A 23,604-nucleotide genomic window follows, 5' to 3' on the forward strand; every position below is an offset into this window, starting at 1 on the left:
GTAGCGGGATGGTAAACGAGAACGAGTGGTTTCTGGAGCCGATGGAGTCCAAAGGCACGCTGTTCGGCCTGAAACTGGACGGTGAACGCCTGCATGCGGAGCAGTCCGCGTTTCAGCACATTGAGATTTACCAGACCGAAACTTTCGGCAAGTTGATGGTGATTGACGGTTGCGTGATGCTCACCGACCGCGACAATTTTCTCTATCACGAGATGATTGCTCATCCGGCCCTGTGCCTGCATCCCAATCCGCGGCGCGTGCTGATCATCGGCGGCGGCGATTGCGGAACCCTGCGTGAAGTGTTGCGCCATCCGCAGGTTGAATCTGCGGTGCAGGTCGACATTGATGAGCGGGTAACGCGGCTGGCCGAGGAGTACTTCCCGGCGCTGTGCGACAGCAATGATGATGCCCGCGCGCAGTTGTTGTTCGATGACGGCATCGCCTATGTGCGCAACGCGGCTGATCAGGCGTTTGACCTGATCATCGTGGATTCCACCGACCCGGTTGGGCCGGCTGAAGGTCTGTTCAATCGCGCCTTCTATGCCCAGTGCCACCGCGCGCTGGCGGATGACGGCATTTTGGTGCAGCAAAGCGAATCGCCGCTGATTCACCTGGAATTGATCCAGCAGGTGCATGCGTCGATGAAAGGCGAAGGTTTTGCCGCAACCCGGCTGGTCAATTTTCCCCAGCCGGTTTATCCGTCGGGCTGGTGGTCGGCCACCCTGGCCTTTAAGCAGGCCGAGGGCGCGCAGCGTCAGGCTGACAGTGCCCGGGTTGAGGCCATTTCGGCCGACACCCTGTACTTCAATGCGGCAACCCTGAACGGCGCCCTGGCGCTGCCCAATTTTGTCGCTAAAGCGTTAGCTGAAAAGGCCTAAGGTGTTTCCGCCAGGGCGCAAGTCTCGTCGGCGCGCGTCTTGGTGGTGTTGATCAGGTTTTGGCGTTCTTGTGCGGACATCATGCGCTGTTCGCCATCCTCGCCGCGCACCGCCAGATGTGGTGTGCTGTTGTAACGGGCAAGCCGGCTTTTATATTCCTGGCAGGCCTCCGCTGCGCTCATTTTTCCGGAGCGTGAGGCCGGTTGTTGCGGTGTTGCTTCGGCCTCCTCTTCGCTCTCCCGCTGTCCGGCTTGCGCAGGCGGCGGCGGTGCTTTCAGGCGCTGGGCGCCAGCGGGCGGGCGGTCACCGTAGTGCACTTTGCCTTGCTCATCGACCCAGCGATAGGCTGCGGCGTTGGCCAGAAAACTGGCGAGCATCAGACCTGTGAGGAGCAAGCTGCGCATGCGGACATTCCGAACTGAACACCTGCTAAATGTGACATCTGTATGGGCTGACGTCCACCCCGGATGGTGTGCTCCATGAGTGAGACGGTCAGACCCCAGATCCTGAGCCTTGTGGGCGGTGACCACGCATTGCGGCGCGACGCGTCAGGCCAGTGGGAAATCTGTACGCCGGACCAGGCGCAAGCGACCCTGAGCCTGCCGCGCGGCCAGATTGTGTGGCTATGCCGCTGTGGAAAATCAAGGCAGTGGCCGCAGTGTGATGGTCAGAGTCATTTCAGCGCTTCGGCGGTGCGCTAAGCCAGGCCAGCACGGGCAGGATGAGCATCCAGCATTGCGCCACGATGAGCAGAGCCAGCCAGGTCGGCTGGGCCAGGCTGGCCGCGCCGAGCGCGCTACCGCTGAGGTAAGCACAGGGCGCTGATAGCAGTGCGATCGGTATGCTGAGCCAGCGGCGCCGGCTCAGTATGCTCAAGCTGTGGTGGAACAACAGGGCGAAGTTGACCCACATCGCGTAAATCCACAGCGGGGGTAGCCCCGCGGCCAGGCTGACACCGTTGTAGTTAATCAGCCCCAGACGCATCAGGAGCAGGTCGCAACACGGGCCGAGCAGCAGCGCGCCAATGATCACGCGCAACTCGCTGCCAGCGTGCCGACTGAGGTGCAGATGCACGGGCACCCAAAGACACAGCAAGGCTACTGCGAAAACGTCGGACTGTTTGGCGGGGCTCAAGATCAGCGCAGCGGCAAGCAGCTGAAAGGCCAGCACTTTGGCCCACGCTGGCAGACCGACGGCTGGGGCGCCCGACCATGCCACCGGTTGCATCAGTCGGCGCGACGGGGCTTGAACAGGTAGTGGCCCACACCCCACTCGCGACCTTCGTCGATACCGAAGAATTCGGCCACGGCGAGGAAGAACATGCGCCAGCGTTGCAGGCGCAGCCGGCCCTGTTCGCCGCCGCCAAGAATCTCGATCAGTTCGTCGCGCTGCGCATCGCTGCGCTGCAGCCAGGCATTCGAGGTTTTCTCGTAGTGATGGCCGTCGACCCACCAGCGTTCGACCACGCTGAGATGCTCGTCGTAGCGGGTGAACAGGTCATACGACGGCATCATGCCGCCGGTGAAGAAGTGGCGGCTCATCCAGTCGTCGCCGCCACGATCTTCGTAGGCGTAGGTCAGGGTGTGATGGCAGAACACATGGGCGAAGAACTGGCCATCGGGCTTGAGCCAGCTGGCAATGCGCTCGAACAAACGGGCGTGGTTGCGTACATGTTCGAGCATCTCGACCGAGACGATACGATCGAACTGCTGGTCCGGTGCGAAGGCGTTGATGTCGGCGGTGATCACGCGCACGTTGCTCAGGCCACGCTGGCGCGCGGTGGCTTCAATGAATTCCCGTTGTGGCGCCGAGTTGGACATGGCGGTGAAGCGTGAGCCGGGATAGGCCTGAGCCGCCCACAGGGTGAACGAGCCCCAGCCACAGCCGAGATCCAGCACCTCCTGACCATCGCCGATGCCGGCGCGCTGCGCGGTGATCTCCAGCATCAGCCGCTCGGCCTCGTCCAGACTGGCCGTGGTGTCATCCCAGTAGCAGCAGCTGTATTTCAGATGACTGCCCAGAGCGCGCAGGAAAAAGCCCGGTGGGACCTCGTAGTGCTGATCATTGGCCGCCTGGGTTGCCAGCGCGATAGGCCCATTGCGCCATTCACGCACACGCGCTTCCAGGGTGATCTGCAATTGCTGTGGATCGAGCTTGCCGTCCTCGGCCAAACGCCGGCGAGACAGGCGCCTGGCGCCAAAACGGATCAGGGGGTCAGGGATGTAGCCTTTTTCGCACAGGGTGATGATGTTCATGATCTACTCGAAGTCGTGGCGCTCGCGCGCACAGGCCGGTTTGGTGAAATGGGCATGGACCACGCTGGTGGTGGCCTCGCGGAAGCCGGCTTCGCAGGAGGCCAGGTAGAAATCCCACAGGCGGCAGAACTCGTCCGAGTAGCCCAGATTGCGGACCTGCGGCAGCGCAGCCACAAAGGCGCGGCGCCAATGCTCCAGGGTGCGGGCGTAGTCCTGGCCGAAATCCTCCAGATCGAACAGGCGCAGTTGGGTGTGCTCGGCGGTGACACGCAGCATCTCGCGCACGCAAGGCAGGTGACCGCCGGGGAAAACGTGCTCACGGATGAAGTCGGTGCCGCGGCGCATCTGTTCGTAATACTGATCCTGGATCGTGATGGCCTGGATCAACGCTTCGCCATGGGGAACCAGCAAACGCTCGATCTGGCGGAAATAGGTGGGCAGAAAGGCGTGGCCCACCGCTTCGATCATCTCGATCGAAATCAGTTTGTCGTAGCGGCCTTCCAGCGTGCGGTAGTCCTGCTTGAGCACGTGAATGCGCCCGTCCAGGCCGGCTTCGTGCACGCGTTGCGTGGCCAGCGCGTACTGCTCTTCGGAGATGGTCGTGGTGGTTACGCGGGCACCGAAGTGGGTCGCCGCGTGCAGGGCCAGGCCGCCCCAGCCGGTGCCGATCTCGAGCACGTGATCATCGGCACCCAGATTGAGCTTGCGGCAGATCAGGTCGTATTTGGCGTGCTGTGATTCGGCCAGTGTGGTGGCCTGGTTGGCAAACACACCGGCGGAGTAGGTCATGCTGTCGTCGAGGAACAGCTTGAAGAAGTCGTTGCCCAGATCGTAGTGGGCCTGAATGTTGCGGCGGCTGCCCTCGACGGTGTTGCGACGGCGCCATTCCAGTCCCTTGTACAGCGGCGCGCGCAGCCAGGTCAGGGCGCCGGTGTCCATGGCCGCCAGAGTATCGCGTTCGCGCAGGAACAGGCGGGTGACGGCGACCACGTCGGGCGCATCCCAAAGCCCCAGGATCCAGGCCTGCCCAGCGCCGGTTGAACCACCGAAGGCAAGGTAGGCGTAAACATTGCGGTCGAGCACCGTAAGCTCGTGGCAGGGCGTGCCTGCCGCGCCGAGCTGGGTCACGCTGCCGTCAGGCTCGGTGATGCGCAGCTGACCACTGCTCAGGCTTTCGAGCGTCCGGAACAGCGAGCGGCGCAGTACACGCAGCAGCGCATCGGGCAGCCGGGGTGTCGACAGCGGTTCAGCAAGCGACAACGTGGTGGTCATCGGGGCACTCCTGAGGGTTTGGCGGTGTGACGGCCCGGATAGGGCACGTAAGGCACACCTTTGAGTTTGATGCGCAGGGCCTGGAAGTAGATCGCTGCGGCAATCTTCAGCGTCATCAGTGGTGTGCGCAGCAGCAGGCCGGTCAGGCTGCGCAGATTCAGCGGTTTGAGGTCCAGCTTCAGGCTGGCGGCGAACACCCGTTCGCCAGCGCGATGGTTTTCCAGCCCGATCACCAGGCTCTCGCCCGGCGCCTGACGCAGGCGCAGGCGGTAGCTCATGTCCATGGGCATGAACGGCGAGACATGCATGAGCTTTTCGAAGTCGACGCTACCCGAGGACGGCCAGCGCAGGATGTAGGCGTGCTGTTCATCCCACGGCGTGTTGTGGACCTCCAGTAGCAGCCAGTCGAGCGTCTGGCCATCGGCCGACCACACGAAGTAGATGCTGACCGGATTGATGCAGTAGCCGAAGTAGCGCGGCTGGGTGAGCAGGCGGATGGGGCCTTGCGGACGTTCGCCGGAGAAGGCCTCGATTTGGTCACGCACCGCGCTGGCCAGATCGTCGGCGCCGCCGCGCAGATGATCGCGCCGCAGGACGCACGCCACATTGCGGCGCTGATATGACCACAACGGGTGCTTGCGCAGCAGGTCTTCGGCCTCGTCGAGATCGAGATACAGCATCGACAGGCGATAGCGGAAATCATGCACACGTGGCGAGAAGCGCCGGTGCCGAACCCAGCCATATGCCGCCGCGCTGTGCATCACCAGCCGCCTCCCAGTGCCTGTGCGACGTCCAGGGCGCTGCGCGCGCCATCTTCGTGGAAGCCGTTGTACCAGTACGCACCACAATACCAGCTGCGTTGCTGGCCATTGATCTGAGCACGCTGCGCACGGGCCTGATTCGAGTGCGGGGTGTACAGCGGGTGGGCGTAGCGGTAACGCTCGATGACGCGGGCCGGGTCGATCCGGTCCGACTGATTCAGGGTCACACAGAACTCCACCGGCGCCTCCAGGCCTTGCAGGCGGTTCATGTGGTAGGTGATGGCGGCGGCGCGACCGCGATCCGGGCTGACGCGGAAATTCCACGAGGCCCAGGCGCGCGGGTTGTGCGGCAGGATTGAGGCGTCGGTGTGCAGCACCACGTCGTTGTCGACATAAGGCAGCGCGCCCAGGATGGCTTGTTCCTGAGCGCTGGGGTCGGCCAGCAGGCTCAGGGCCTGATCGCTGTGACAGGCAAACACCACCTGATCGAACTGTTCGCTGCCGGCGCTTGAGCGGATTTCCACCCGCTCCGGGTGGCGTTGCACCGATTCCACCGGGCAGCTCAGGCGCAGTTCGGCGCTCAGACGCTCCTGCAGGCGCTCGACGTAGCTGCGCGAGCCGCCGGGCACCACCCGCCACTGCGGGCGGTCGCGCAACTGCAACAGCCCGTGGTTGTTAAAAAAGCGCGCGAAATGGTCAGCCGGGAAGTGCTGGGCATCCAGGAGAGAAGCGGACCAGATCGCGGCGCAAAGGGGTAACAGGTAACTGTCGCGAAAGGTGTCGGAATAGCCTTCGCCAGCGAGGAATTCAGCCAGCGTGCGCGGGTCGTCGCGACCGACCAGCTGCCGCGCCTGGCGGTTGAAGCGCAGGATTTCCCGCAGCATGTTCAGGTGCGCCACGGAAAGCAGGCGTCGGCGTTGCGCGAACAGGCCATCAAGGCTGTGGCTGGCGTATTCCAGCGACCCGTTGGCGACCGAAAAGCTCATGTCGGTGGCCTGGCCTTGCAGCCCCAGCTGACCGAGCAGACGAATAAAATGCGGGTAGGTGGCGTCGTTGAAAACGATGAAACCGGTATCCACGGCATAGTTGTGGGTCGCCCCCGATGCCAGCGTCAGCGGCACATCCACCGTGTGGGTATGCCCACCCAGCCAGTCGGCTGCTTCAAACAAAACCACGTCGTGGTGGGCATCAAGGCCGTAGGCTGTCGCCAGACCTGCAATCCCGCCGCCGATAATTGCGATACGCAAGACCCGCTCCGAATCTCTGAGATATCCCATTTACGCGGTTGCGTGGAGATTGGATGCAGGCGGGCGAAAATATTTTGTCCGGCGTCTTGCCTGACCCGGATACGCTTGGCATGCTCGCCGCATGAGCGCTCCTTTCCCCGAACAGGCCCAATCGCTGCTGGCCCAGGTTGCCCTAGGCAACCGGGATGCGTTTCGGCAGTTGTACGAAATGACTGTGGCGCATCTGTTTCCGGTTGCGCTGCGTATCTTGAGGCAACGGGACAAGGCCGAAGAGGCATTGCAAGATGCGTACATACAGATTTGGAACAAGGCCGGCGAGTTTCACGCCGAGCGCGGGTCAGCCGGGGCCTGGATGAGCACCATCGTGCGATATCGGGCGCTGGATGCGGTGCGTAAGGCGCCGCGCGAGCACACCTTTGATGAGCTGCCGGATGCTGCAGACGAGTCCGATGCCATCGGCCGTCTGATGACCGGTAGCGATCTGCAGGTGTGCCTGGATGATCTGAGCGAAGAGCAGCGCCGCACCATTGCCATGGCCTACATCGAAGGCCTGAGTCATTCGGAACTGAGCGAGCGCCTGGCGTCCCCGCTGGGTACGGTGAAAAGCTGGATACGGCGCGGCCTGCAGGCCTTGCGGGAGTGTCTGAGCCGATGAATCTGGAGCGCAGCCCACTGCGGGAACAACTGGCCGGCGCCTATGTACTGGGCACCTTGCGTGGCCCGGCGCGGCGCCGTTTCGAGCGCGCCATGGCAGACAGCGCCAGCGTGCGCGAGGCGGTGCGTTTCTGGGAGCAGGCTTTTGCGCCCTTGTGCGCCCTGCCCCCGCAAAAACCGGCGCGCAGCCTGCTGCCGGCCATCGAGGCGCGGCTGGGCTGGGCGCGTGGTGAGGATGCGGTGCGTCGCCTGCCCTGGCTGCCGGCACTGGGCTTTGCCGTGGTCGCTGCGGTCAGCGTCATGCTGTGGGCGCCGTGGACGCCGACCATCACCCCGGACTTCGCGGTCACGCTGGCCACCGAAGAAGGCCAGGTGCGCTGGCAGTTCGCGGTCGACAAGACCCACAACTGGATCGATGTAAAGGTGGTTTCCACGCCGGATCTGACCAGCCAGCAGGACCTGGAGCTGTGGCTGCTGGTTGACGGCAGTGCACCGAAATCCTTGGGTCTGATCAGTGAAGTGGATGGTCAGCGTCAGCGCATCGAAGCACGTCTGCCGCTGTCCGAGGGCATCGGTCTGGCGGTTAGTGTGGAGCCGCCGGGCGGTTCGCCGACCGGTCAGGCCACCGGCCCGATCATCGCCATCGAGAAATTCCCCAGCGCTTGATGCCTGACGCGCTGCAGGAGAGCGAGGGCGTTTGCCCATGGTGTGGTGAAAGCATCAGTCTGCTGATCGATGGCAGTGTCGAGCAGCAACATTATGTTGAGGATTGCTTTGTGTGCTGCCGGCCGATCGAGGTCACGGTGCACTTTGATGCCACCGGTCAGGCCGAGGTGTATCTCAGCGCGGAGTAGTGCCGAGTTCGCGCGCGCCGACGATCAGGGCCTCGAACATGCCGCTGACCTCACGCGATATCGCTGCCGCATCCAGTCCGGTGTCGCCGGTCAGCCATTCCGCGATCAGCTCATGGGTGGCGCCGACCAGTGCCACGGCCGGCAGGTGGTAATCGCGGTCCGGCAACTGGCCGGCTGCGACCAGATCATTGGCGGCAATGGTGATGAGCTGGGCGAACTGGCGCACTGACTTGCGCCGCAATGCTTCCAGTCGCGGGCTGACGCCGACCGATTCGACACTACCGATGCGGGCACGACGCGGATCGCCAAGGTAGTAATCGACAAACGCCTGAACCGTGAGCATGGCCCGCTGCATCGGGTCACTGCGTTTCTCCATGGCGTTGAGCACCACCGCGGTGACTTCCTCACGCAGCCGCGCCAGCAGCGCCTCAAGCAGCGCCTCGCGGTTGCGAAAATGCTGATAGAAATGTCGCGTGGTGACCTTGGCTTCGCTGCAAATGCGTTCCACCGTGGTGTTCTGGTAGCCGTCGCTGGTGAACAGCTCGAAGGCCGTGTTCATCAGACGTTTGCGGCGCTCTCGCTGGCGTTCCTCGGAGCTCTGTCCGGCATAGCGGCGGGCCGATTTACGCAGCGGGTTGGGCAGTGAAGTGTTCAGGGCCATGGTGCAACGATAAGCGATCCGCGCCACGCTCAACACCCGTGAGGGCGCGATAGAATGCCGGCATGAATGCTTTTCGCCCGATCGACAACGCATTGCCGGGAATTGCCGCGCATCTGCCCTGCGCCGGATTCGCCCATCTGCCGACCCCGCTGCAGCGCGTCGAGATCGACGGGCGCGCGGTGTGGATCAAGCGCGACGATCTGAGCCACCCCGACTACGGCGGCAACAAGGTTCGCAAGCTGGAATTCATACTCGCCGCAGCGCAGCGTGCAGGCCAGCGTCGGGTGGTCACCTTCGGCGCCACCGGAACCCACCATGGCCTGGCCACGGCGCTGTTTTGCCGCGCATTGGGCCTGGAGTGCGAAGTGCTGCTGTTCGATCAGCCGGATTCCGCGCATGTGCGTGAAAACCGCGCCCGTCTGCAGGCCAGCGGCGCGATCTGCACACCCTGCGGGTCGCTGGCGCGCACGGTGGCGCGGTTCTACCTGCATCCACGCCGTTTGCGCCGCGACACGCTGTTCCTGTTTGCCGGTGGTTCGGGTGAGCTGGGCACGCTGGCGTTTGTGAACGCGGCGCTGGAACTGGCCGAGCAGGTTGATGCCGGTGAAGCGCCACGGCCGGCGCGGATCTACTGTGCGACCAGTTCGGGTTCAACCCTGGCCGGATTGACCCTGGGGGTGGCGCTGGCCGGTTGGGACACCCAGGTGATTGGCGTGCAGGTTGCCGATGCCCGGCTGGGGCTGTTCGATGCGTGTACGCCGAAAACCATCCAGGCCTTGATGCGTCGCAGCCTGTGCTGGCTTGAAAGGCACGAGCTGTGCTGGCCGGCAGATTGTCCTGAAGTGCTGCTGGATGATCGTTGGCTGGGACCGGGTTACGGACACCCCACCGTGGCTGCCGAGCAGGCCGCGACGGCGTTTGAGCAGGCCGTAGGCGTCGCGCTGGATCTGACCTACACAGCCAAGGCCTTTGCTGCCTTGCGTGCCGATACAGCACCCGGCGAGGTGCTGTACTGGCACACTCTGAGCAGTACCTAGGTTTTCACCGGGCCGACCCAGACCTGCTGGGCGTTGACGAAGGCATGAATGCCGTGTGGTCCCAGTTCGCGGCCGTAGCCGGAGCGTTTGATCCCGCCGCTGGGTAGCCGTGGATCGGTTTTGACGATGCCGTTGACCGCGACCTGACCGGCGCGAATTTTTGCCGCCAGGGCTTCGCCCCGGGTGGCGCTGCTCCACACGCTGGCAGCCAGCCCGTAGGGGGTGTCATTGGCCATGTCCAGCGCATGGGCTTCGTCATCCGCGCGGATCACCACTGCCACCGGGCCGAAAGTCTCTTCGCGGAAGGCGGCCATTTCGGGCGTGACATTGGCGAGCAGCGTGACCGGGTAGAAAAAGCCCGGCCCCGGCGGCACTTCACCACCCAGCAGGCAGCGTGCGCCGGCCTCGATGCTGAGCTGAACCTGGCGGGCCAGGTTGTCGCGCAGATCCTCACGCGCGATCGGGCCCACATCGGTGCTCTCCTCGCGCGGATCGCCCATGACCAGCTTGCTCAGCCGTTCGGCCAGGCGTTCGACCATGGCGTCGTAAACCGGCGCTTCAACGATGATGCGTTTGGCTGCGATGCAGGACTGGCCGGCGTTGATGATGCGCGACAGGGTGATGATGTCCGCCGCTTTGTCGAGGTCGGCGTCGGCCAGCACGATGCAGGGATCGGAGCCGCCCAGCTCCAGCACCGAGGGTTTGATTTCCGAGGCCGCCATGGCCGCGACCTGCGCGCCGGCGCGATCCGAGCCGGTAAACGACACCGCGTGGATGCGCGGGTCGCGGATTGCCGCCTCCACATCCGGGTTGGCCAGCGGCAGATTGAGGTAGATGTCCTGCGGCGCGCCGGCCTTGTCAAAGCTTTCGGCCAGTGCCTGGGCACAACCCGGCACATGCGGGTCGTGCTTGACCACGCAGGTGTTGCCGGCCATCAGTGCCGGCGCACAGAAGCGAAAAGCCAGCCACATCGGGGCGTTCCACGGCAGGATGCCGAGCACCGGGCCAAGCGGCAGGTGCTGCACGTAACTGTGGCTGGCGTCCGAAGCCAGGGTCAGCGGTTTGAGGTAATCCTCGGCGTGCTCGGCATAATGCTCGGCACACCAGGTGGCTTTGTCGACTTCGGCGCGGGCTTCCTTGATCGGCTTGCCCATTTCCTCGGTCATCAGCAGCGCAAGGTGCTCGCGATCCTGGCGCAGCTGGTTGGCCACGGCGCGCAAGACCTCACCGCGCTGGGCAAAGCTGCGCGTCGCCCAGTCCGGCCAGGCCGCATCCGAGCGGGCCAGCAGCTGCTCGCGCTGGGCCTGGCTCAGGGTTTCGATTTCGCGGATGACCCGAGCATTGCTGGGATCGGTTGCGATCAGCATGTCTGAACCTCCTTGGCATCGTTGTCGCTGGCGGGTTTGCCGTTGCCGCTGTGCTTGCGTTTGGTGGGCGGCGTGGCGTGCTCCGGCTTGCACACAAAGTCCTCGTCCAGGCTGAAAAAGGACGCGCAGCCGGTGTCGGTGACATAGATCGTGTCGGAAATGCCGCAGGTCTTGTTGCCGTCGACCGCCCACATCCAGGGGATGATGTGGAAGGTCATGCCCGGACGCATGACACGCGAATCACCCTGCTTGAGGCTGACGATATAGCCCTCGTCCCAGCTCGGCGGGAAGGCAATACCGATGGAATAACCCGAGCGCGTGATCAGATCGGCACCGATGTCATTCTCGGTGATGATGTCGCGGACCAGGTTGTCGGCATCGCTGACGGTCAGGCCCGGGCGCACCGCGGCCTTGATCTCGCGCAAGGCCAGCTTCATCCGCTCCTGGGCCTTTTCCATCGATTTGGACAGGCCATCCAGCACCACGGTGCGCATCATGGCGGTGTGGTAGCGCCGGTAGCAGCCGCCGACCTCCAGAAAGATGTGCTCGCCGGGTTGCACGCTGCGGCCTTCCCAGGTGGCGTGGCCGATCATCGTGCGCGGGCCGGAGGTCACATAGGGCATGACGGCCGGGGGTTCGCCGCCGGCGCGGAACATGCCCGAGCTGATCGCTGCACCGATTTCGTTTTCGGTGACGCCGGCTGCACAGGCTTCAAAGCCTGCCTGCATGCCGGCTTCGGTGGCGGCTGCGGCCTTGCGCATGATCTGCAGCTCAGCCTCTGACTTGCAGATGCGGCCTTCCTCGACAATGCCAAAGCAGTCGAGCAGCTTGCCGTTCTTGAAGGCGGTGCGAATGTAGTCCTGGTGGTAGGCCGGGAAGAAATAACTGTTGCGCTCGTACCCTACGTATTTGTCGGCCAGGCCGAATTCGCGCAGTGATTCCAGCAGCATCTGGATGGCATCGCCGGTGTCCGGATACGGGCGCACGATTTCCACCCAGGTGCGGGCATGCACATTGGTGGCTTCGAGCTTGCGCGTGATCATGAACGGCTCTTTGTCCAGCGGCACCACCAGCGCCTGAAAGAACGAATACCCGGTGGTCTGATAATCGGTCAGATACATCAGGTTTTCCGGGTCGGTGATCACCACCGCATCGAGCAGCCGCTGTTGCATACGCTGACGCAACTCGCCGATGCGCCGCTCGTATTCCTCGAACGGAAAGGTCATATCGTCACGGGCATGCATGTCAGGCCACCTCGCGGACGATGGTTTCCAGGGTTTTGAGGCCGGCGTCGAGGTCCTCATCGGGGATGGTCAGCGGCGGGATCAGCTTGATCACCTTGCCGCCGGTGCCGCAGGGGCCAACTAGCAGGCCGGCTTCAAAACAGCGCTTGGCGATCTCCTTGCCACGCGCACCGTCGGCCACGTCCAGCGCCTGGATCATGCCCGCGCCACGCGCTGCATAACCTTTGTCGGCATTGGCGCTGGCCAGGCTTTCGACGCATTCGGCCATGCGCTGGCCTTTGCGTTTGACCTCGCTCATCAAGGCCTCGTCTTCAAAGTAGCGCAGCGCCTCGCGCCCGGCCACAAAGGAAATGTCCTGGCCGCGGAAGGTGCCGGTGTGCTCGCCCGGATTCCAGTGCTGGTCGTGTTCTGGCTTGATCAGGTTCATGGCCATCGGGGTGCCGAAACCGCCGATGCCCTTGGCCAGGGTGACGATGTCCGGGTCCAGATCCAGCCCGTCAAAGCTGAAATACGAACCGGTGCGCCCGCAGCCGACCTGGATGTCGTCGATGATCAGCAGCGCGCCGGTTTCGCGGGCCAGGTCCTGGACCTCATGCAGCCAATCACGGGTGGCGATGTTGACCCCGCCCTCCGCCTGAATCACTTCGAGCAAAAAGGCGGCCGGGGGCTTGAGCCCGCTGGAGGCATCAGCCAGCAGGGCGCGGTAGGCGGCCAGGCTGTCAGCACCGTCGAGCTCGGCGCTCTGATACGGCAGGCGCTGCACATGCTCCAGCGGTACGCCGGCGGCGCCGCGGAAGTAATCGTTGGCCGTGCAGGCCAGCGAGCCCAGGGTCATACCGTGAAAGCCGTGGCTGAAGGCCACCACCTGGGTTCGGCCGGTAACCCGTCGGGCCAGTTTGAGCGCGGCTTCCACCGCATTGGTCCCGGTTGGGCCGACAAACTGCAGCTTGTGGTTCATGCCGCGCGGCTTGAGCACGGTTTCGACAAAGGCGGTGACGAATTCGCGTTTGGCCGTGGTGTACATGTCGAGGCTGTGGGTTACGCCGTCAGCCTGGATGTAGTCGACGATGGCCTGTTTCATCTGCGGGTTGTTGTGACCGAAGTTGAGGACCCCGGCACCGGCAAAAAAATCGATGTAGGTGTTGCCCTCTTCATCGGTCTGGCGGGCGTTGCTCGCGGTTTTGAAGACCGTGGGCCAGGCCCGGCAATAGCCGCGAATGTTGGATTCCCATTGTTCGAATACGTCCATCGAGTTTCCTTCACCGCCCGGCGGGCAGCATGGTGGTTGGCGTGAATGGTCAGGCCAGGCCGGCGAGGCGGCTGTAGATCCTGACCATGGGTGCGATCAGTGCATCGTTGAAGTCGTAATGCGGGCTGTGACATGGCCACGCAGTTTGCGTGCCAGTGGCGCTGCCGACGAGGGCGAAGGCGCCGGGAATCTGCTGCAGGTAGTAGCTGAAATCTTCCGAGGCCATGATCGGAATGTCGATCTGCTGGTGTTCCCAGGCTTGACCGAATTCGCAGGCCAGGGCCTGGCGGTATTGCTCCGCGCAGTCGGCGTGGTTAACCGTCGCGTCGTAACGCCGGATGTGTTCAACCTCGGCGCGAACGCCATAGGCGTTGGCGGTGTGTTCGGCGATCTCGCTGATGGCTTGCTCCAGCGGCTCGCGCAGGGCCGAGTCAGACAGCCGGATGCTGCCGCCCAGCAGCGCCTGATTGGGGATCACGGTATCGCCGCTGGCGGCGTCGATGCTGGTCAGGCTCACCACAGCCGCCTTTTGCGGCGCAATGCGGCGGCTGACGACCTGCTGCAAGGCCAGCGTGATGGCGGCGGCGGCCAGCACCGGGTCCCGGCACAACTCGGGTTGACTGGCATGTCCGCCCTGGCCGATCACGCGGATGCGGAACGTGCCATTGGCCGACATCACCGGCCCGTCGGGGCAGACCGCTTGTCCCAGCGGTATCGCCGGCCAGTTGTGCCAGCCGAATATCGCATCGACACCATCCAGGGCGCCGTCTTCGATCATCTTTTTGGCGCCATGGCCGCCTTCTTCGGCGGGCTGAAACAGCAGCGTGACCGGACCCGGCAGACTGGCTTCATGCTGCTTGAGCCAGCGCGCGGCGCCGATCAGCGTGGCGGCGTGGCCGTCATGCCCACAGGCGTGCATGCAGCCACTGTGACGCGAACTCCAGCTGGCTCCGGAATCTTCCTCGATGGGCAAGGCGTCGATGTCTGCGCGTAAAGCGATGTGACGACCGCTGGCCTGGGCGTTGAGCGTGGCTACGGTGCCGGTGTCGGCACACACCCGCCAGGCGATGCCCAGCGCATCGAGTTGCTCGCGCAGGCGTTGGGCGGTGGCGTGTTCAGCCCAGGGCAGTTCCGGGTACTGATGAAGCTCCCGACGCAGGGTGGTGGCGGCTTCAACCAGATTGTCCCACGGCTGCGACATGGGTCTCCCAGTTGGGGGCGAAGCGTGAGGCTTGCTCCGCGCGGAATGTGGTCGGGGCGTTGACCATGCCCTGATCGCTCCAGACCATGCAACGCCGTCTAACCTAAGTCAACGTTCGCCGCCGGAAATTCCATCGCGCACAAAAAAGCCCCGCCGAAGCGGGGCTTGGTATCGCGCGGGGCGCGCGCTTATTCGAACACGAAGCTGTCGTTGTCCAGCGACATCAGCGTACGCGGGCCGTTGGTCAAGGCTTCGGCGTGAGCCATCTGGCGCGGCAGGATGCGGTCCAGATAGAACTCGGCGGTGCGAATCTTGGCCTTGTAGAACTCCGGCGTTTCGTTACCGCCATGCTCCAGCTTGTCGTAGGCCACGGCGACCATCTGGGCCCAGAAGTAGCCCATGGTCACGTAACCCGAGAACATCATGAAGTCGTAGGCAGCGGCGCCGACGGCATCGCGGTCGGTGCGTGCAGCCATCAGGATACGACCGGTGATGTAGTTCCACTTGACCGCCAGCTGCGACAGCTCGGTGACGTAGCGACGCAGCACACGACGCTTGCGCGAGCCGGTGATCGGGTTGTGGTGGCCGCAGAAACGCAGGATTTCGCCGGTGTATTCCGGCACAGCCTTGCCGCGGGACAGAATGATGACCTTACGGCCCAGCAGGTCCAGCGCCTGGATGCCGGTGGTGCCTTCGTACAGGGTGGAGATGCGCGCGTCACGCACGATCTGTTCCATGCCCCACTCACGGATGTAGCCGTGACCACCAAAGACCTGCATGCCGTGGTTGGCTGATTCCAGGCCAAGCTCGGTCAAGAAACCCTTGAGAATCGGGGTCAAGAAGCCCAGCTTGTCGTCGAACTGCTTGTAGTCTTCGGGATCACCGGTGGCCATCAGGTCGGCGAACTTGGCAGCGTGATACAGCATCGCGCGACCGCCTTCGGTAATGGCCTTCTGGGTCAGCAGCATGCGTCGCACGTCGGCATGGTAGATCAGCGCATCAGCGGGCTTCTCGGGCTCTTTCTTGCCCGACAGCGAACGCATGGAACGACGTTCCTTGGCGTAGCGCAGGGCGCCCTGGAAGCTCAGCTCGGAATGCGCCACACCCTGGATCGCGGTGCCGATACGGGCGGTGTTCATGAACGTGAACATGCATTCCATGCCCTTGTTCTCCGGCCCGAGCATCACAGCTTCGGAGCCGTCGAAGTTCATCACGCAGGTGGCCGAGGCCTTGATGCCCATCTTCTTTTCGAGCGAGCCGCAGGTCACGTTGTTGGACTCACCCACGCTGCCGTCGGCGTTGATTTTCATCTTCGGCACGATGAACAGCGAAATGCCGCGGGTGCCTTCCGGCGCGCCGGGCAGACGCGCCAACACCACGTGAATGATGTTGTCGGTCATGTCGTGATCACCGGAGGAGATGAAAATCTTGGTTCCGGTGATTTTGAAGGTGCCGTCGCCGTTGGGCTCAGCCTTGGTTTTGACCTGGCCGAGGTCGGTGCCGCACTGCGGTTCGGTCAGGCACATGGTGCCCATCCATTCGCCCGAGACCAGCGGGTTCAGGTATTTCTGTTTCTGCTCATCGGTGCCGTGGATGAAGATGGTGTTCATCGCACCGATCGACAGACCCGGGTACATCGACCATGACCAGTTGGCGGTGGCCATGATCTCGTGCTTGATCAGGCCCAGCGACATGGGCAGACCCTGGCCACCGTACTCGGTCGGGTGGCTCAGCGACGGCCAGCCGGAATCCCGGTAGGTGTCATAGGCTTCCTTGAAGCCTTTGGGCGTGGTGACCTTGCCGTCTTCGAGCTTGCAGCCCTCTTCGTCACCGGATTGGTTGATCGGTGCGATTTCGCTTTCGGCAAAGCGCGCGGATTCTTCCAAAATCGCGTCGACCACGTCCGGCGTGGCTTCTTCGCCGTTGGGCAAGGTGGCGTAGTGGCTGTCGTAGTCAAAGACTTCGTGCAGCAGGAATTTCATGTCGCGCAATGGCGTTTTAAATTCAGGCATTCCAATTCTCCTGGTCAGGGCGCTGGGGGTTCGCGCCTGGAATCTTTTTGAGCGACGCGCTCAGTTCAAACAATAGGGCCGAATACACTAGCACCAATCAATACTCCACCGTATGGTCGTTTGGATGCGCGGCCTCGGGCTTGCGTGTACAAGTGTTTTCTAATGGCTTGTTTTTCCAGCTATTTCGGGTGTTTGCAGAACACTTGTATAGGCTGGATAAATCCGACTAGAAGCCTAGTCAGATGATGCTGCACTGCGCAAAAACGGCTCCGAATGGGGGTTTTGTCGGGCTTTATTCCGGGTTGATCAGCGTGCTGAGGGGGTGCTTAAGAACCAGGCCAGTATGGCCACCAATACAAGTGCCGCCAGCGCCAGCCACAGCCAGCTTCGGCCCCGGGGCGGAGGCGGGCGGCGGTCTTGCTCATCCATCCAGTCGATCAGAATGCGCCGGTTACGCTGATTGGCCTGCCACATCACGTCAAAGGCATCACCAAGCACGGGCACAATGCCGATGACACCTTCGATAATCAGGTTAAACAGCATCTTGAGCTGCAGCGGCAGGGGCGCACGCGCGCCGCGTGCCTGCCAGATCATCCACAGACCCAGGGCGACGCCGAACACGTCGCCGATGCCCGGAATCAGGCCAATCAGGGCATCCACACCGAAGCGGATGCGTGTGCCGGGTATGCGAAAAGCGCTGTCCAGCAGGGTGGCCAATGTGCCGATACGTTGACGCACGGCCTCACGGCGAGCTTGGGCTTCAGGCAAAGTTGCAGGGTCCATTCCGTTAAACTACACCGATTGCACCCCCTTGGGTGCGCCGGACAAGAGCGGGCCCCAGGCAGGCCGCCGCCGGACATTTCAGTACGGCTTTGGGAAGACCTATGCTGGGCAAAATCATCTGGTTCCTCACCTGGTGGCTGCGCAAGCCGCTGCTGGCCATGGTGCGAGCAACCATTTCACCGACCCGATTGCACGAAACCCTGGCTTTGGACCCGGATATACCGGTGTGCTACGTGCTGGCCTATCGCAGCTATGTGGACCGCTGGGTGCTGGAGCATTTTGTTGCGCGCGAAGGCCTCGTGCCGGTGCGCAAGAGCCGCAACAAGCTGCCCGACAAGGGCAAGGCGGTGTGTCTGTATCTGCCGGTCCTGCTCGACAAGAAAGGCCAGTTGCGTGAGCTGCATCGTCAGGCCTGCGAACAGCAGGACTTTGATCTGCAGCTGGTGCCGGTGTCCTTGTTCTGGGGGCGTGATCCGGGCAAGGAAACCTCGCTGTTTCGCATCTTGTTCTCAGATGCGGAAAATCCGGGCTATCTGCGCAAGTTTCTGATCATCCTGGCCAACGGCCGCAACATCGTGATGAATTTCGGCAAGCCGGTGCGCTTTCGCGAATTCATTGGTGAAGCTCAGGATTACGATCGCATCACCCAGAAGCTGGTTCGCGTTTTCCGTTTTCACTTCCGGCGTCAGCGCAACGCCACGCTGGGGCCGGCGCTGTATACCCGCAACCAGGTGACCCAGGCCGTGCTGGCCAATCCGGGCGTGCGCGCCGTGATCAGCGAAGAGGCTGGGCGCACCGGCGAACGCCCGGCGGTGCTGCGCGACAAGGTGCGGCGCTATGTCGACGAAATCGCGGCGGTGTATTCCACCACCACGCTGAGGGTGTTGTATGTGCTGCTGACCTGGGTCTGGAACCGGGTCTACAACGGGGTCGAGATCCATCGCATCGAGCGCGCTCGGGATGCTGCGGCCCAGGGCGGTGTCATCTATATGCCGTCGCACCGCAGCCACATGGATTATCTGCTGCTGTCCTACGTGCTGTATGACGAGGGCCTGGTGCCACCGCATATTGCCGCCGGGATCAATCTCAATTTCTGGCCGGTGGGTTCGATTCTGCGCCGTGGCGGGGCGTTTTTCCTGCGCCGCAGTTTTGGTGGCAATAAGCTCTACACTGCGGCCTTTCGTGCCTATCTGGATTTCCTCATCTCACGCAGCTTCCCGATGAGTTTCTATCCGGAAGGCGGGCGCAGCCGCACTGGTCGATTGCTCAAGCCCAAGACCGGCATGATGGCCATGGTGACGGAGAGCTATCTGCGTGGCAGCGACAAACCGGTGACGGTGATTCCGGTTTATATCGGCTACGACAAGGTCGCCGAGGTCAACAGTTACTTCAAGGAGTTGCGCGGCAGCAAGGTCAAGAAGGAATCGGTGTGGGAGTTCCTCAAAGTCCGCAAGGTGCTCAGCCGCAACTACGGCAAAGCCTATCTGTCCTTCGGTCAGCCGCTGGAGCTGGGCAACTACATCCGCGAGCATCAACCCCAGTGGCTGGATGATGCGCCGTACAAGGCAGGTCAGCAGCCGGAGGGCCTGGCGCCGTTTGTCGAGCAGATGAGCCTGCGCGTGATGACACGTATTAACGGCGCCGTGGTGCTGAGTTCGTCGGGCCTGAGCGCCATGACCTTGCTGGCCACGCCGCAACGGGCTATCGCCGCAGACGAAATGGTCGAACAGATCGACAGCTGGCTGGCCCTGCAGCGTGCCGCGCCGTACGGCCCCAATATCGTGCTGCCGACACTTTCGGCGGAGGAGCTGGTTGCCGAGGCTGAACCGGTGGTGCCACTGAATCGGGTGGCGCATCCGTGGGGCGATTTGCTGGTCGCGGAAGCGCGCGATGCAGTGCTCATGACCTACACCCGTAACAGCGTGCAGCATGCTTTCGCCCTGCCCTCCCTGCTGGCCAGCTTCTTCCGCTTCCGGCCCGGGGTCGAGCGCGATGATCTGATTGCCGCGGCCACCGATTTGTATCCGTTTCTACGTACCGAGCTGCACCTGCGCTGGCCGCTGGAGAATGTGGAAACCCAGATTGCGGCGTTGATCGATGCCATGCTCAAACTGGGCTTGCTGAATGAAGATGAGCGCTACGGCCTGGTTGCGCCGCCAGTCAGCACGCGAGAGTTTGCCACCCTGGCCCGGCTTGGCAACATCCTGCGCGAGACCCTGGAGCGTTACGCCCTCAACGCCTTGCTGCTGCAGGCGCGCATGAGCGAAGGGCATATCCACAGGCTGGCTTTTGAAAAAGAATCGCAGCTGATGGCTGAGCGTCTGGCTATTGTCAGCGGGCGCGATGCACCGGAGTTTTTCGACAAAGCGCTGTTCCGTGGTTTCGTCGATACGCTCAAGCAGAAAGGCTGGCTCATACCGGTGGCCGCAGACGATCTGGAGAAGGGTGATGAGCGCCTGGCTATCGACATGCGTGTGGGCCAGCTGGCAGATCGTTCGCTGGGCATGCTCGGAACGGACATCGGACAGGCCATTCTGCAGTTGGTTCATCGCCCGCGCAGCGTGGGCTCACGCACCGAAAACTGAGTCCTGCGCAACCTTGCGTTTGCGCCTGACGAGGGATAAGGTGCTGCGCCTTGTCATTTCACAAAAGCGAGACAACCCAATGACTTTCAAGCCTCTGGCAGGAACCCTGGCGCTGGGTGGCGCGCTGCTGATCAGCGCGTGCCAGCAGAATGGCGCTGCACCGGCCGGATCGGCGGGTGATGCCGCCCTCGACACCGATGCGCAGAAATTCAGCTACTCGGCCGGTTACGAGATCGGCTCGCGTCTGGGCCAGATGGGCGAAGTGGACGTGGACCTGGGCGCGCTGACCGCCGGTTTGTCTGATGCGTACAACGAAAAGGACGCCCGCCTGAGTGATCAGGAAATGGCCGAGGTCAAGCAGAAGATCTACAAGCAGGCCGCCGAAAAGCGTAATGCGGAGCGCGCCGAGCAGGCCGACGCCAATCTGAGTGAAGGTCAGGCCTTCCTCGAAGAAAATGCGGCCAAAGACGGTGTGAAGACCACCGAATCCGGCCTGCAGTACCTGATTGTTGAAGAAGGTGAAGGTGATGCCCCGGCCGCAACCGACACCGTGGTGGTGCATTACACCGGCACGCTGCTCGACGGCACCGAGTTTGACAGCTCGCACAAGCGCGGTCAGCCGGCCACTTTCAAACTCAATGGCGTGATCAAGGGCTGGACCGAAGGCCTGCAAATGATCAAGCCGGGTGGTAAAGCCAAACTGTTCATCCCGCCGGAGCTGGCCTACGGTGAGCGCGGCGCGGGCGCGATGATCGGCCCCAACCAGACCCTGATCTTCGATGTTGAACTGATCGAAGTGAAGCAAGCCGAGGAGTGATCCTCGGGGGGTAACCCAAGAAAGAAAAAAGCCGGTTTCGACCGGCTTTTTTATTGTCTGCAGATTTTTCCGATCAGCCCATTTTAACCAGATAGCGTCCGTGAACCTGGCCGTCCATCAGCTTGCGACACGCAGCCGGGACGTCTTGCAGGCTAATGGTTTGGTGCACGAAACGCTCCGGGTCAGCCAGCCGCCAATCGCCGAAAATGCGGGCCCAAGTGCCTTGACGCAAGGCTGTGGGGATATCGACCGAGTGTATGCCCAGCAGGTTGATGCCGCGCAGCAGGAACGGCGCAACCGTGGTGTTGAGCTTCATCGATTGGGCCAGACCGATGCTGGCGATGTTGCCGTGCGGCCGGGTGGTCGCGATCAGCCAGGCCAACATGTCGCCGCCCAGATTGTCGATGGCTCCACCCCAGCGAGGTTTCATCAGTGCGCCCTCCGGCTTGCCGCAGTCTGTGGCGTCCACAACTTCGGCGGCGCCCAGGCCGGTCAGATACTCGGCCTGATCCAGTTTGCGGGTAATGGCCGCCGGTGCGAAGCCGGCGTTGGACAGCAGTGCGATGGCAATCGAGCCGACTCCGCCGGTGGCGCCGGTGACCGCAATCGGTCCCAGATCCGGGCTCTGCTCATTGCGCAGCAGCTTGACCATCGCCAGTGCTGCGGTGAAACCGGCGGTGCCATAGATCATGGCTTCGCGGGTCGAAAAGTCATCGGGCAGGGCGACCAGTGATTCGCCGTCAACCTGGGCCATCTCGGCCAAGCCGCCGTCGTACAGCTCGCCCAGGTTGGCGCCACAGGCCAGCACCTTGTCGCCCGGCGCGTAGCGCTCATCGCGCGATTCGGTGACCACGCCAGCCAGATCAATACCTGCCGTGCAAGGCAGCGTGCGCATGATCGGACTGCTGGCGGTGACGCCCAGAGCATCTTTGAAGTTGAGACAGGAATACTCGACCTCAATGCTGACCTGACCGGCTTCCAGCGGCTTGAGGTCAACTGTTTCAAAGCTGGCTTCAGCGCCTTTTTCCATTACGCGCAGTGCGGTGTAACTCACGTTCCGACTCCTTATGCCATTCGCAGTGGGGGCGCTGACTGTACTCTGCGCGCGTAGGCCCGGCTAGCAGCTTGGAGGTGAAAAAGTTGCAATTTGCGAAAACTTGCTCAAGCTAGTTTGCGAGCAAGACCGCGTGCTGCCGGGGTGTGCGGTTTGCCCAATGCGACAGGGATGCGCGGCGTGTCGCGCCATCAGCGCCACCGCAATGCAATGCGTTTCATTCAGGCATGGCCAACTCACAATGAAAATCGAACAAGAAACCTTGCAAGGGAGCACGATCATTGCGCCACACGGCGAGCTGGATGCTGCCAATGTGCCAGCGTTGCGACGCGTTTTTGAGCAGGTGTTGAGGGAGAGGCCAAGCCGGGTTGTGATGGACCTGGGTGGTGTGAGTTATCTGGATTCAACCGGCGTTGGCCTGTTGGCATTCTGTTACCGCAAGCTCAAGCAGCAGGGGGCGACCTTGCTGCTCGCCGCCGCGCATGATCAGCCGCTGGAAACCCTCACGCTGCTGCATTTCAATAAGGTTGTGACTCTGTGCGCCAGCCGTGACGACGCCTTGCGCGCGGCCTGAGAGGTCTTCCGCAGCGCGCTACACTGACGTCATCCTTTTTCTGCGGCAGGGTGACCGTGGCTACTGATAACTATCTCAACGAGCATCTTCAATACCTGCGCCATCTCAAGCGCACGCCGGCAACAGCGCCCCTGCTGCGGGGTATGGCCATGGTTCTCAGCGACAACGTTGATCATGGCCAATTGCGCACGCTGGCCCATGTTGCAGGTGGTCAGATTGGCGCGGCCCTCCCGCTCTCCAGCTGCACCACCATTGAAGACTTCGAAGCCGCCATCAACGCACAGTTGCTGAGTATGGACTGGGGCTGGGTGCGCCTGGAGGTGGCCAAGGATCATGTGTCCATCGTGGTTGGCGACAACCCCCTCACCACCCTGCTGGGCGCGAGTTCCTCAGACTGGGCGCCGGCCATTTTGGAGGGCCTGTTTGCCGAGTGGTTACGTGACATGGGGGCGACCCAGGAACTCGATGTGCGGCAGGTCTTGGCTGATGAACTGCCCGACAATCTGATGAAATTTCGTCTGGCTCACGTGAATTCGTTCTCGGAACAACTATAATCGGGCGTATCTATCCAAATTCACATTGTGGTTTAGCCCGTCTTATGCGTGACCATGAGTCCAAAGACGATATCGATTCGATGCTCCGCGCCCTGGGCTTGGAGAATTTCGACTATCGAGACACCGGCAGCCTAGCGCAGCACAAACGCTTGCGCCTGGTAAAAACCGCGCGTGCCAGTTCGTCACCGGAGCAGGCCAAGGCGCCGGCCGCACCCTCTGCGGCTATGCCCAAAGCCTCCAGGGCTGACGCTGCGCCAGCACCGCATCCGGCCGAGATCACAGCGAATCCTGCGGATGCACCCGAACCCGATCAGGGTTACACCGAGTCCCTGGCCTCGGTGTTCTCGCGGTTGCAGGCGACCGCGCCCGCGCGGGCGGCGCGCAAGGTACAAATCGACCTTCATCTGGCACCGCGTCAAGCCGATCGGCAACACACCCAGGATGAACGCGTCAAGCGTGATCTGAGCCAGATTCTGAGCCACCTCAGTGGTCGCTCCGAGGGTATCAACCGCGGGCAGAAGTAGTCTTGCCGGCCGCGCAGGGCT

Annotated in this window: 25 protein-coding genes; 11 read left to right on the forward strand and 14 right to left on the reverse strand. The window is 62.7% G+C overall.

Annotated features, from left to right (window positions below):
* Nucleotides 1-8: 8 nt before the first annotated feature.
* On the forward strand, nucleotides 9-878 hold the full coding sequence (gene speE, locus ATO7_RS07085) for a polyamine aminopropyltransferase (protein ID WP_083561043.1): 870 nt from the start codon (nucleotides 9-11) through the stop codon (nucleotides 876-878).
* On the opposite strand, the gene ATO7_RS07090 is transcribed toward speE, so the two are convergent.
* Nucleotides 875-1,282 (reverse strand): DUF4124 domain-containing protein, encoded by a 408-nt coding sequence (locus tag ATO7_RS07090; RefSeq protein WP_083560863.1) that lies wholly within the window; start codon nucleotides 1,280-1,282, stop codon nucleotides 875-877. The two genes, speE and ATO7_RS07090, sit on opposite strands and share 4 nt — an antisense overlap.
* 75 nt (nucleotides 1,283-1,357) lie before the next feature.
* On the opposite strand from ATO7_RS07090, the gene ATO7_RS17250 reads away from it, so the two are divergent.
* Nucleotides 1,358-1,579, forward strand: coding sequence for a CDGSH iron-sulfur domain-containing protein (locus ATO7_RS17250; protein ID WP_158523086.1), 222 nt, complete (start codon nucleotides 1,358-1,360; stop codon nucleotides 1,577-1,579).
* On the opposite strand, the gene ATO7_RS07100 is transcribed toward ATO7_RS17250, so the two are convergent.
* The 5 genes from ATO7_RS07100 to ATO7_RS07120 are packed head-to-tail and all read right to left on the reverse strand — an operon-like array spanning nucleotide 1,557 to nucleotide 6,413.
* On the reverse strand, nucleotides 1,557-2,105 hold the full coding sequence (locus ATO7_RS07100) for a DUF2878 domain-containing protein (protein ID WP_083560867.1): 549 nt from the start codon (nucleotides 2,103-2,105) through the stop codon (nucleotides 1,557-1,559). The two genes, ATO7_RS17250 and ATO7_RS07100, sit on opposite strands and share 23 nt — an antisense overlap.
* Complete coding sequence (locus tag ATO7_RS07105; RefSeq protein ID WP_083560869.1) at nucleotides 2,105-3,133, reverse strand: SAM-dependent methyltransferase; 1,029 nt, start codon at nucleotides 3,131-3,133, stop codon at nucleotides 2,105-2,107. Before ATO7_RS07105 ends, ATO7_RS07100 begins: the two co-directional genes overlap by 1 nt.
* A 3-nt stretch (nucleotides 3,134-3,136) precedes the next feature.
* Nucleotides 3,137-4,405, reverse strand: coding sequence for an SAM-dependent methyltransferase (locus ATO7_RS07110; protein WP_083560871.1), 1,269 nt, complete (start codon nucleotides 4,403-4,405; stop codon nucleotides 3,137-3,139).
* Entirely contained in the window at nucleotides 4,402-5,166 is a 765-nt protein-coding gene (locus tag ATO7_RS07115; protein WP_083560873.1) for a DUF1365 domain-containing protein, read from the reverse strand. Before ATO7_RS07115 ends, ATO7_RS07110 begins: the two co-directional genes overlap by 4 nt.
* Nucleotides 5,166-6,413 carry an NAD(P)/FAD-dependent oxidoreductase gene (locus ATO7_RS07120; protein WP_083560875.1) on the reverse strand — a complete coding sequence of 416 codons (1,248 nt, stop codon included), beginning with the start codon at nucleotides 6,411-6,413 and terminating at the stop codon, nucleotides 5,166-5,168. The genes ATO7_RS07115 and ATO7_RS07120 overlap by 1 nt, the downstream gene beginning before the upstream one ends.
* A 121-nt stretch (nucleotides 6,414-6,534) precedes the next feature.
* Here ATO7_RS07120 and ATO7_RS07125 point away from each other — a divergent pair, with 121 nt between their 5' ends.
* From ATO7_RS07125 to ATO7_RS07135, 3 genes are read left to right on the forward strand one after another with little or no spacing between them, the layout of a single operon-like run.
* Nucleotides 6,535-7,068, forward strand: a complete 534-nt coding sequence (locus ATO7_RS07125; RefSeq protein ID WP_083560877.1) for a sigma-70 family RNA polymerase sigma factor — start codon at nucleotides 6,535-6,537, stop codon at nucleotides 7,066-7,068.
* Nucleotides 7,053-7,733: an anti-sigma factor gene (locus tag ATO7_RS07130; RefSeq protein WP_158523087.1), complete on the forward strand. Its 681-nt coding sequence runs from the start codon at nucleotides 7,053-7,055 to the stop codon at nucleotides 7,731-7,733. The genes ATO7_RS07125 and ATO7_RS07130 overlap by 16 nt, the downstream gene beginning before the upstream one ends.
* A complete protein-coding gene (locus ATO7_RS07135; RefSeq protein WP_083560881.1) occupies nucleotides 7,733-7,921 on the forward strand; it encodes a CPXCG motif-containing cysteine-rich protein in 189 nt (62 codons plus the stop codon). The genes ATO7_RS07130 and ATO7_RS07135 overlap by 1 nt, the downstream gene beginning before the upstream one ends.
* Here the strand turns inward: ATO7_RS07135 and ATO7_RS07140 are convergent.
* A complete protein-coding gene (locus ATO7_RS07140; protein ID WP_158523088.1) occupies nucleotides 7,908-8,582 on the reverse strand; it encodes a TetR/AcrR family transcriptional regulator in 675 nt (224 codons plus the stop codon). The two genes, ATO7_RS07135 and ATO7_RS07140, sit on opposite strands and share 14 nt — an antisense overlap.
* Before the next feature lie 62 nt (nucleotides 8,583-8,644).
* On the opposite strand from ATO7_RS07140, the gene ATO7_RS07145 reads away from it, so the two are divergent.
* The gene (locus tag ATO7_RS07145) at nucleotides 8,645-9,619 is read left to right on the forward strand and encodes a 1-aminocyclopropane-1-carboxylate deaminase/D-cysteine desulfhydrase (protein ID WP_083560883.1); all 975 of its coding nucleotides are present in this window, start codon (nucleotides 8,645-8,647) and stop codon (nucleotides 9,617-9,619) included.
* Here the strand turns inward: ATO7_RS07145 and ATO7_RS07150 are convergent.
* The 6 genes from ATO7_RS07150 to ATO7_RS07175 all read right to left on the reverse strand — a co-directional run bounded on the left by ATO7_RS07150 (nucleotide 9,616) and on the right by ATO7_RS07175 (nucleotide 17,460).
* Nucleotides 9,616-10,986, reverse strand: coding sequence for an NAD-dependent succinate-semialdehyde dehydrogenase (locus ATO7_RS07150; RefSeq protein WP_083560885.1), 1,371 nt, complete (start codon nucleotides 10,984-10,986; stop codon nucleotides 9,616-9,618). The genes ATO7_RS07145 and ATO7_RS07150 overlap by 4 nt on opposite strands.
* Nucleotides 10,980-12,230, reverse strand: coding sequence for an ectoine hydrolase (gene doeA / locus ATO7_RS07155; RefSeq protein WP_083560887.1), 1,251 nt, complete (start codon nucleotides 12,228-12,230; stop codon nucleotides 10,980-10,982). Before doeA ends, ATO7_RS07150 begins: the two co-directional genes overlap by 7 nt.
* 1 nt (nucleotide 12,231) lies before the next feature.
* Nucleotides 12,232-13,479, reverse strand: a complete 1,248-nt coding sequence (locus ATO7_RS07160; RefSeq protein WP_083560889.1) for an aspartate aminotransferase family protein — start codon at nucleotides 13,477-13,479, stop codon at nucleotides 12,232-12,234.
* Between the two features lie 49 nt (nucleotides 13,480-13,528).
* Complete coding sequence (gene doeB2 / locus ATO7_RS07165) at nucleotides 13,529-14,680, reverse strand: N(2)-acetyl-L-2,4-diaminobutanoate deacetylase DoeB2 (protein ID WP_083560891.1); 1,152 nt, start codon at nucleotides 14,678-14,680, stop codon at nucleotides 13,529-13,531.
* 188 nt (nucleotides 14,681-14,868) lie between these two features.
* Complete coding sequence (locus ATO7_RS07170; RefSeq protein ID WP_083560893.1) at nucleotides 14,869-16,692, reverse strand: acyl-CoA dehydrogenase C-terminal domain-containing protein; 1,824 nt, start codon at nucleotides 16,690-16,692, stop codon at nucleotides 14,869-14,871.
* Between the two features lie 306 nt (nucleotides 16,693-16,998).
* Nucleotides 16,999-17,460 carry a DUF4112 domain-containing protein gene (locus tag ATO7_RS07175; RefSeq protein WP_158523089.1) on the reverse strand — a complete coding sequence of 154 codons (462 nt, stop codon included), beginning with the start codon at nucleotides 17,458-17,460 and terminating at the stop codon, nucleotides 16,999-17,001.
* Between the two features lie 116 nt (nucleotides 17,461-17,576).
* Between ATO7_RS07175 and plsB the strand changes: the two genes are divergently transcribed.
* The gene (gene plsB / locus ATO7_RS07180; RefSeq protein WP_083560897.1) at nucleotides 17,577-20,060 is read left to right on the forward strand and encodes a glycerol-3-phosphate 1-O-acyltransferase PlsB; all 2,484 of its coding nucleotides are present in this window, start codon (nucleotides 17,577-17,579) and stop codon (nucleotides 20,058-20,060) included.
* 79 nt (nucleotides 20,061-20,139) lie between these two features.
* A complete protein-coding gene (locus tag ATO7_RS07185) occupies nucleotides 20,140-20,877 on the forward strand; it encodes an FKBP-type peptidyl-prolyl cis-trans isomerase (protein WP_083560899.1) in 738 nt (245 codons plus the stop codon).
* A 73-nt stretch (nucleotides 20,878-20,950) separates the two neighbouring features.
* On the opposite strand, the gene ATO7_RS07190 is transcribed toward ATO7_RS07185, so the two are convergent.
* Entirely contained in the window at nucleotides 20,951-21,931 is a 981-nt protein-coding gene (locus ATO7_RS07190) for a YhdH/YhfP family quinone oxidoreductase (RefSeq protein ID WP_206044817.1), read from the reverse strand.
* Nucleotides 21,932-22,172: 241 nt separating this feature from the next.
* On the opposite strand from ATO7_RS07190, the gene ATO7_RS07195 reads away from it, so the two are divergent.
* Genes ATO7_RS07195 through ATO7_RS07205 form a run of 3 tightly spaced genes read left to right on the forward strand, consistent with a single transcriptional unit; the run spans nucleotide 22,173 to nucleotide 23,583 of the window.
* A complete protein-coding gene (locus ATO7_RS07195) occupies nucleotides 22,173-22,505 on the forward strand; it encodes an STAS domain-containing protein (protein WP_158523090.1) in 333 nt (110 codons plus the stop codon).
* Nucleotides 22,506-22,561: 56 nt separating this feature from the next.
* Nucleotides 22,562-23,059 carry a cellulose biosynthesis protein BcsD gene (gene bcsD / locus ATO7_RS07200; protein ID WP_146680188.1) on the forward strand — a complete coding sequence of 166 codons (498 nt, stop codon included), beginning with the start codon at nucleotides 22,562-22,564 and terminating at the stop codon, nucleotides 23,057-23,059.
* Between the two features lie 44 nt (nucleotides 23,060-23,103).
* Nucleotides 23,104-23,583, forward strand: a complete 480-nt coding sequence (locus ATO7_RS07205; RefSeq protein ID WP_083560905.1) for a hypothetical protein — start codon at nucleotides 23,104-23,106, stop codon at nucleotides 23,581-23,583.
* The last annotated feature ends 21 nt before the right edge of the window (nucleotides 23,584-23,604 follow it).

The sequence above is a fragment of the Oceanococcus atlanticus genome (genome assembly GCF_002088235.1).
Taxonomy (GTDB): Bacteria; Pseudomonadota; Gammaproteobacteria; order Nevskiales; family Oceanococcaceae; genus Oceanococcus; species Oceanococcus atlanticus.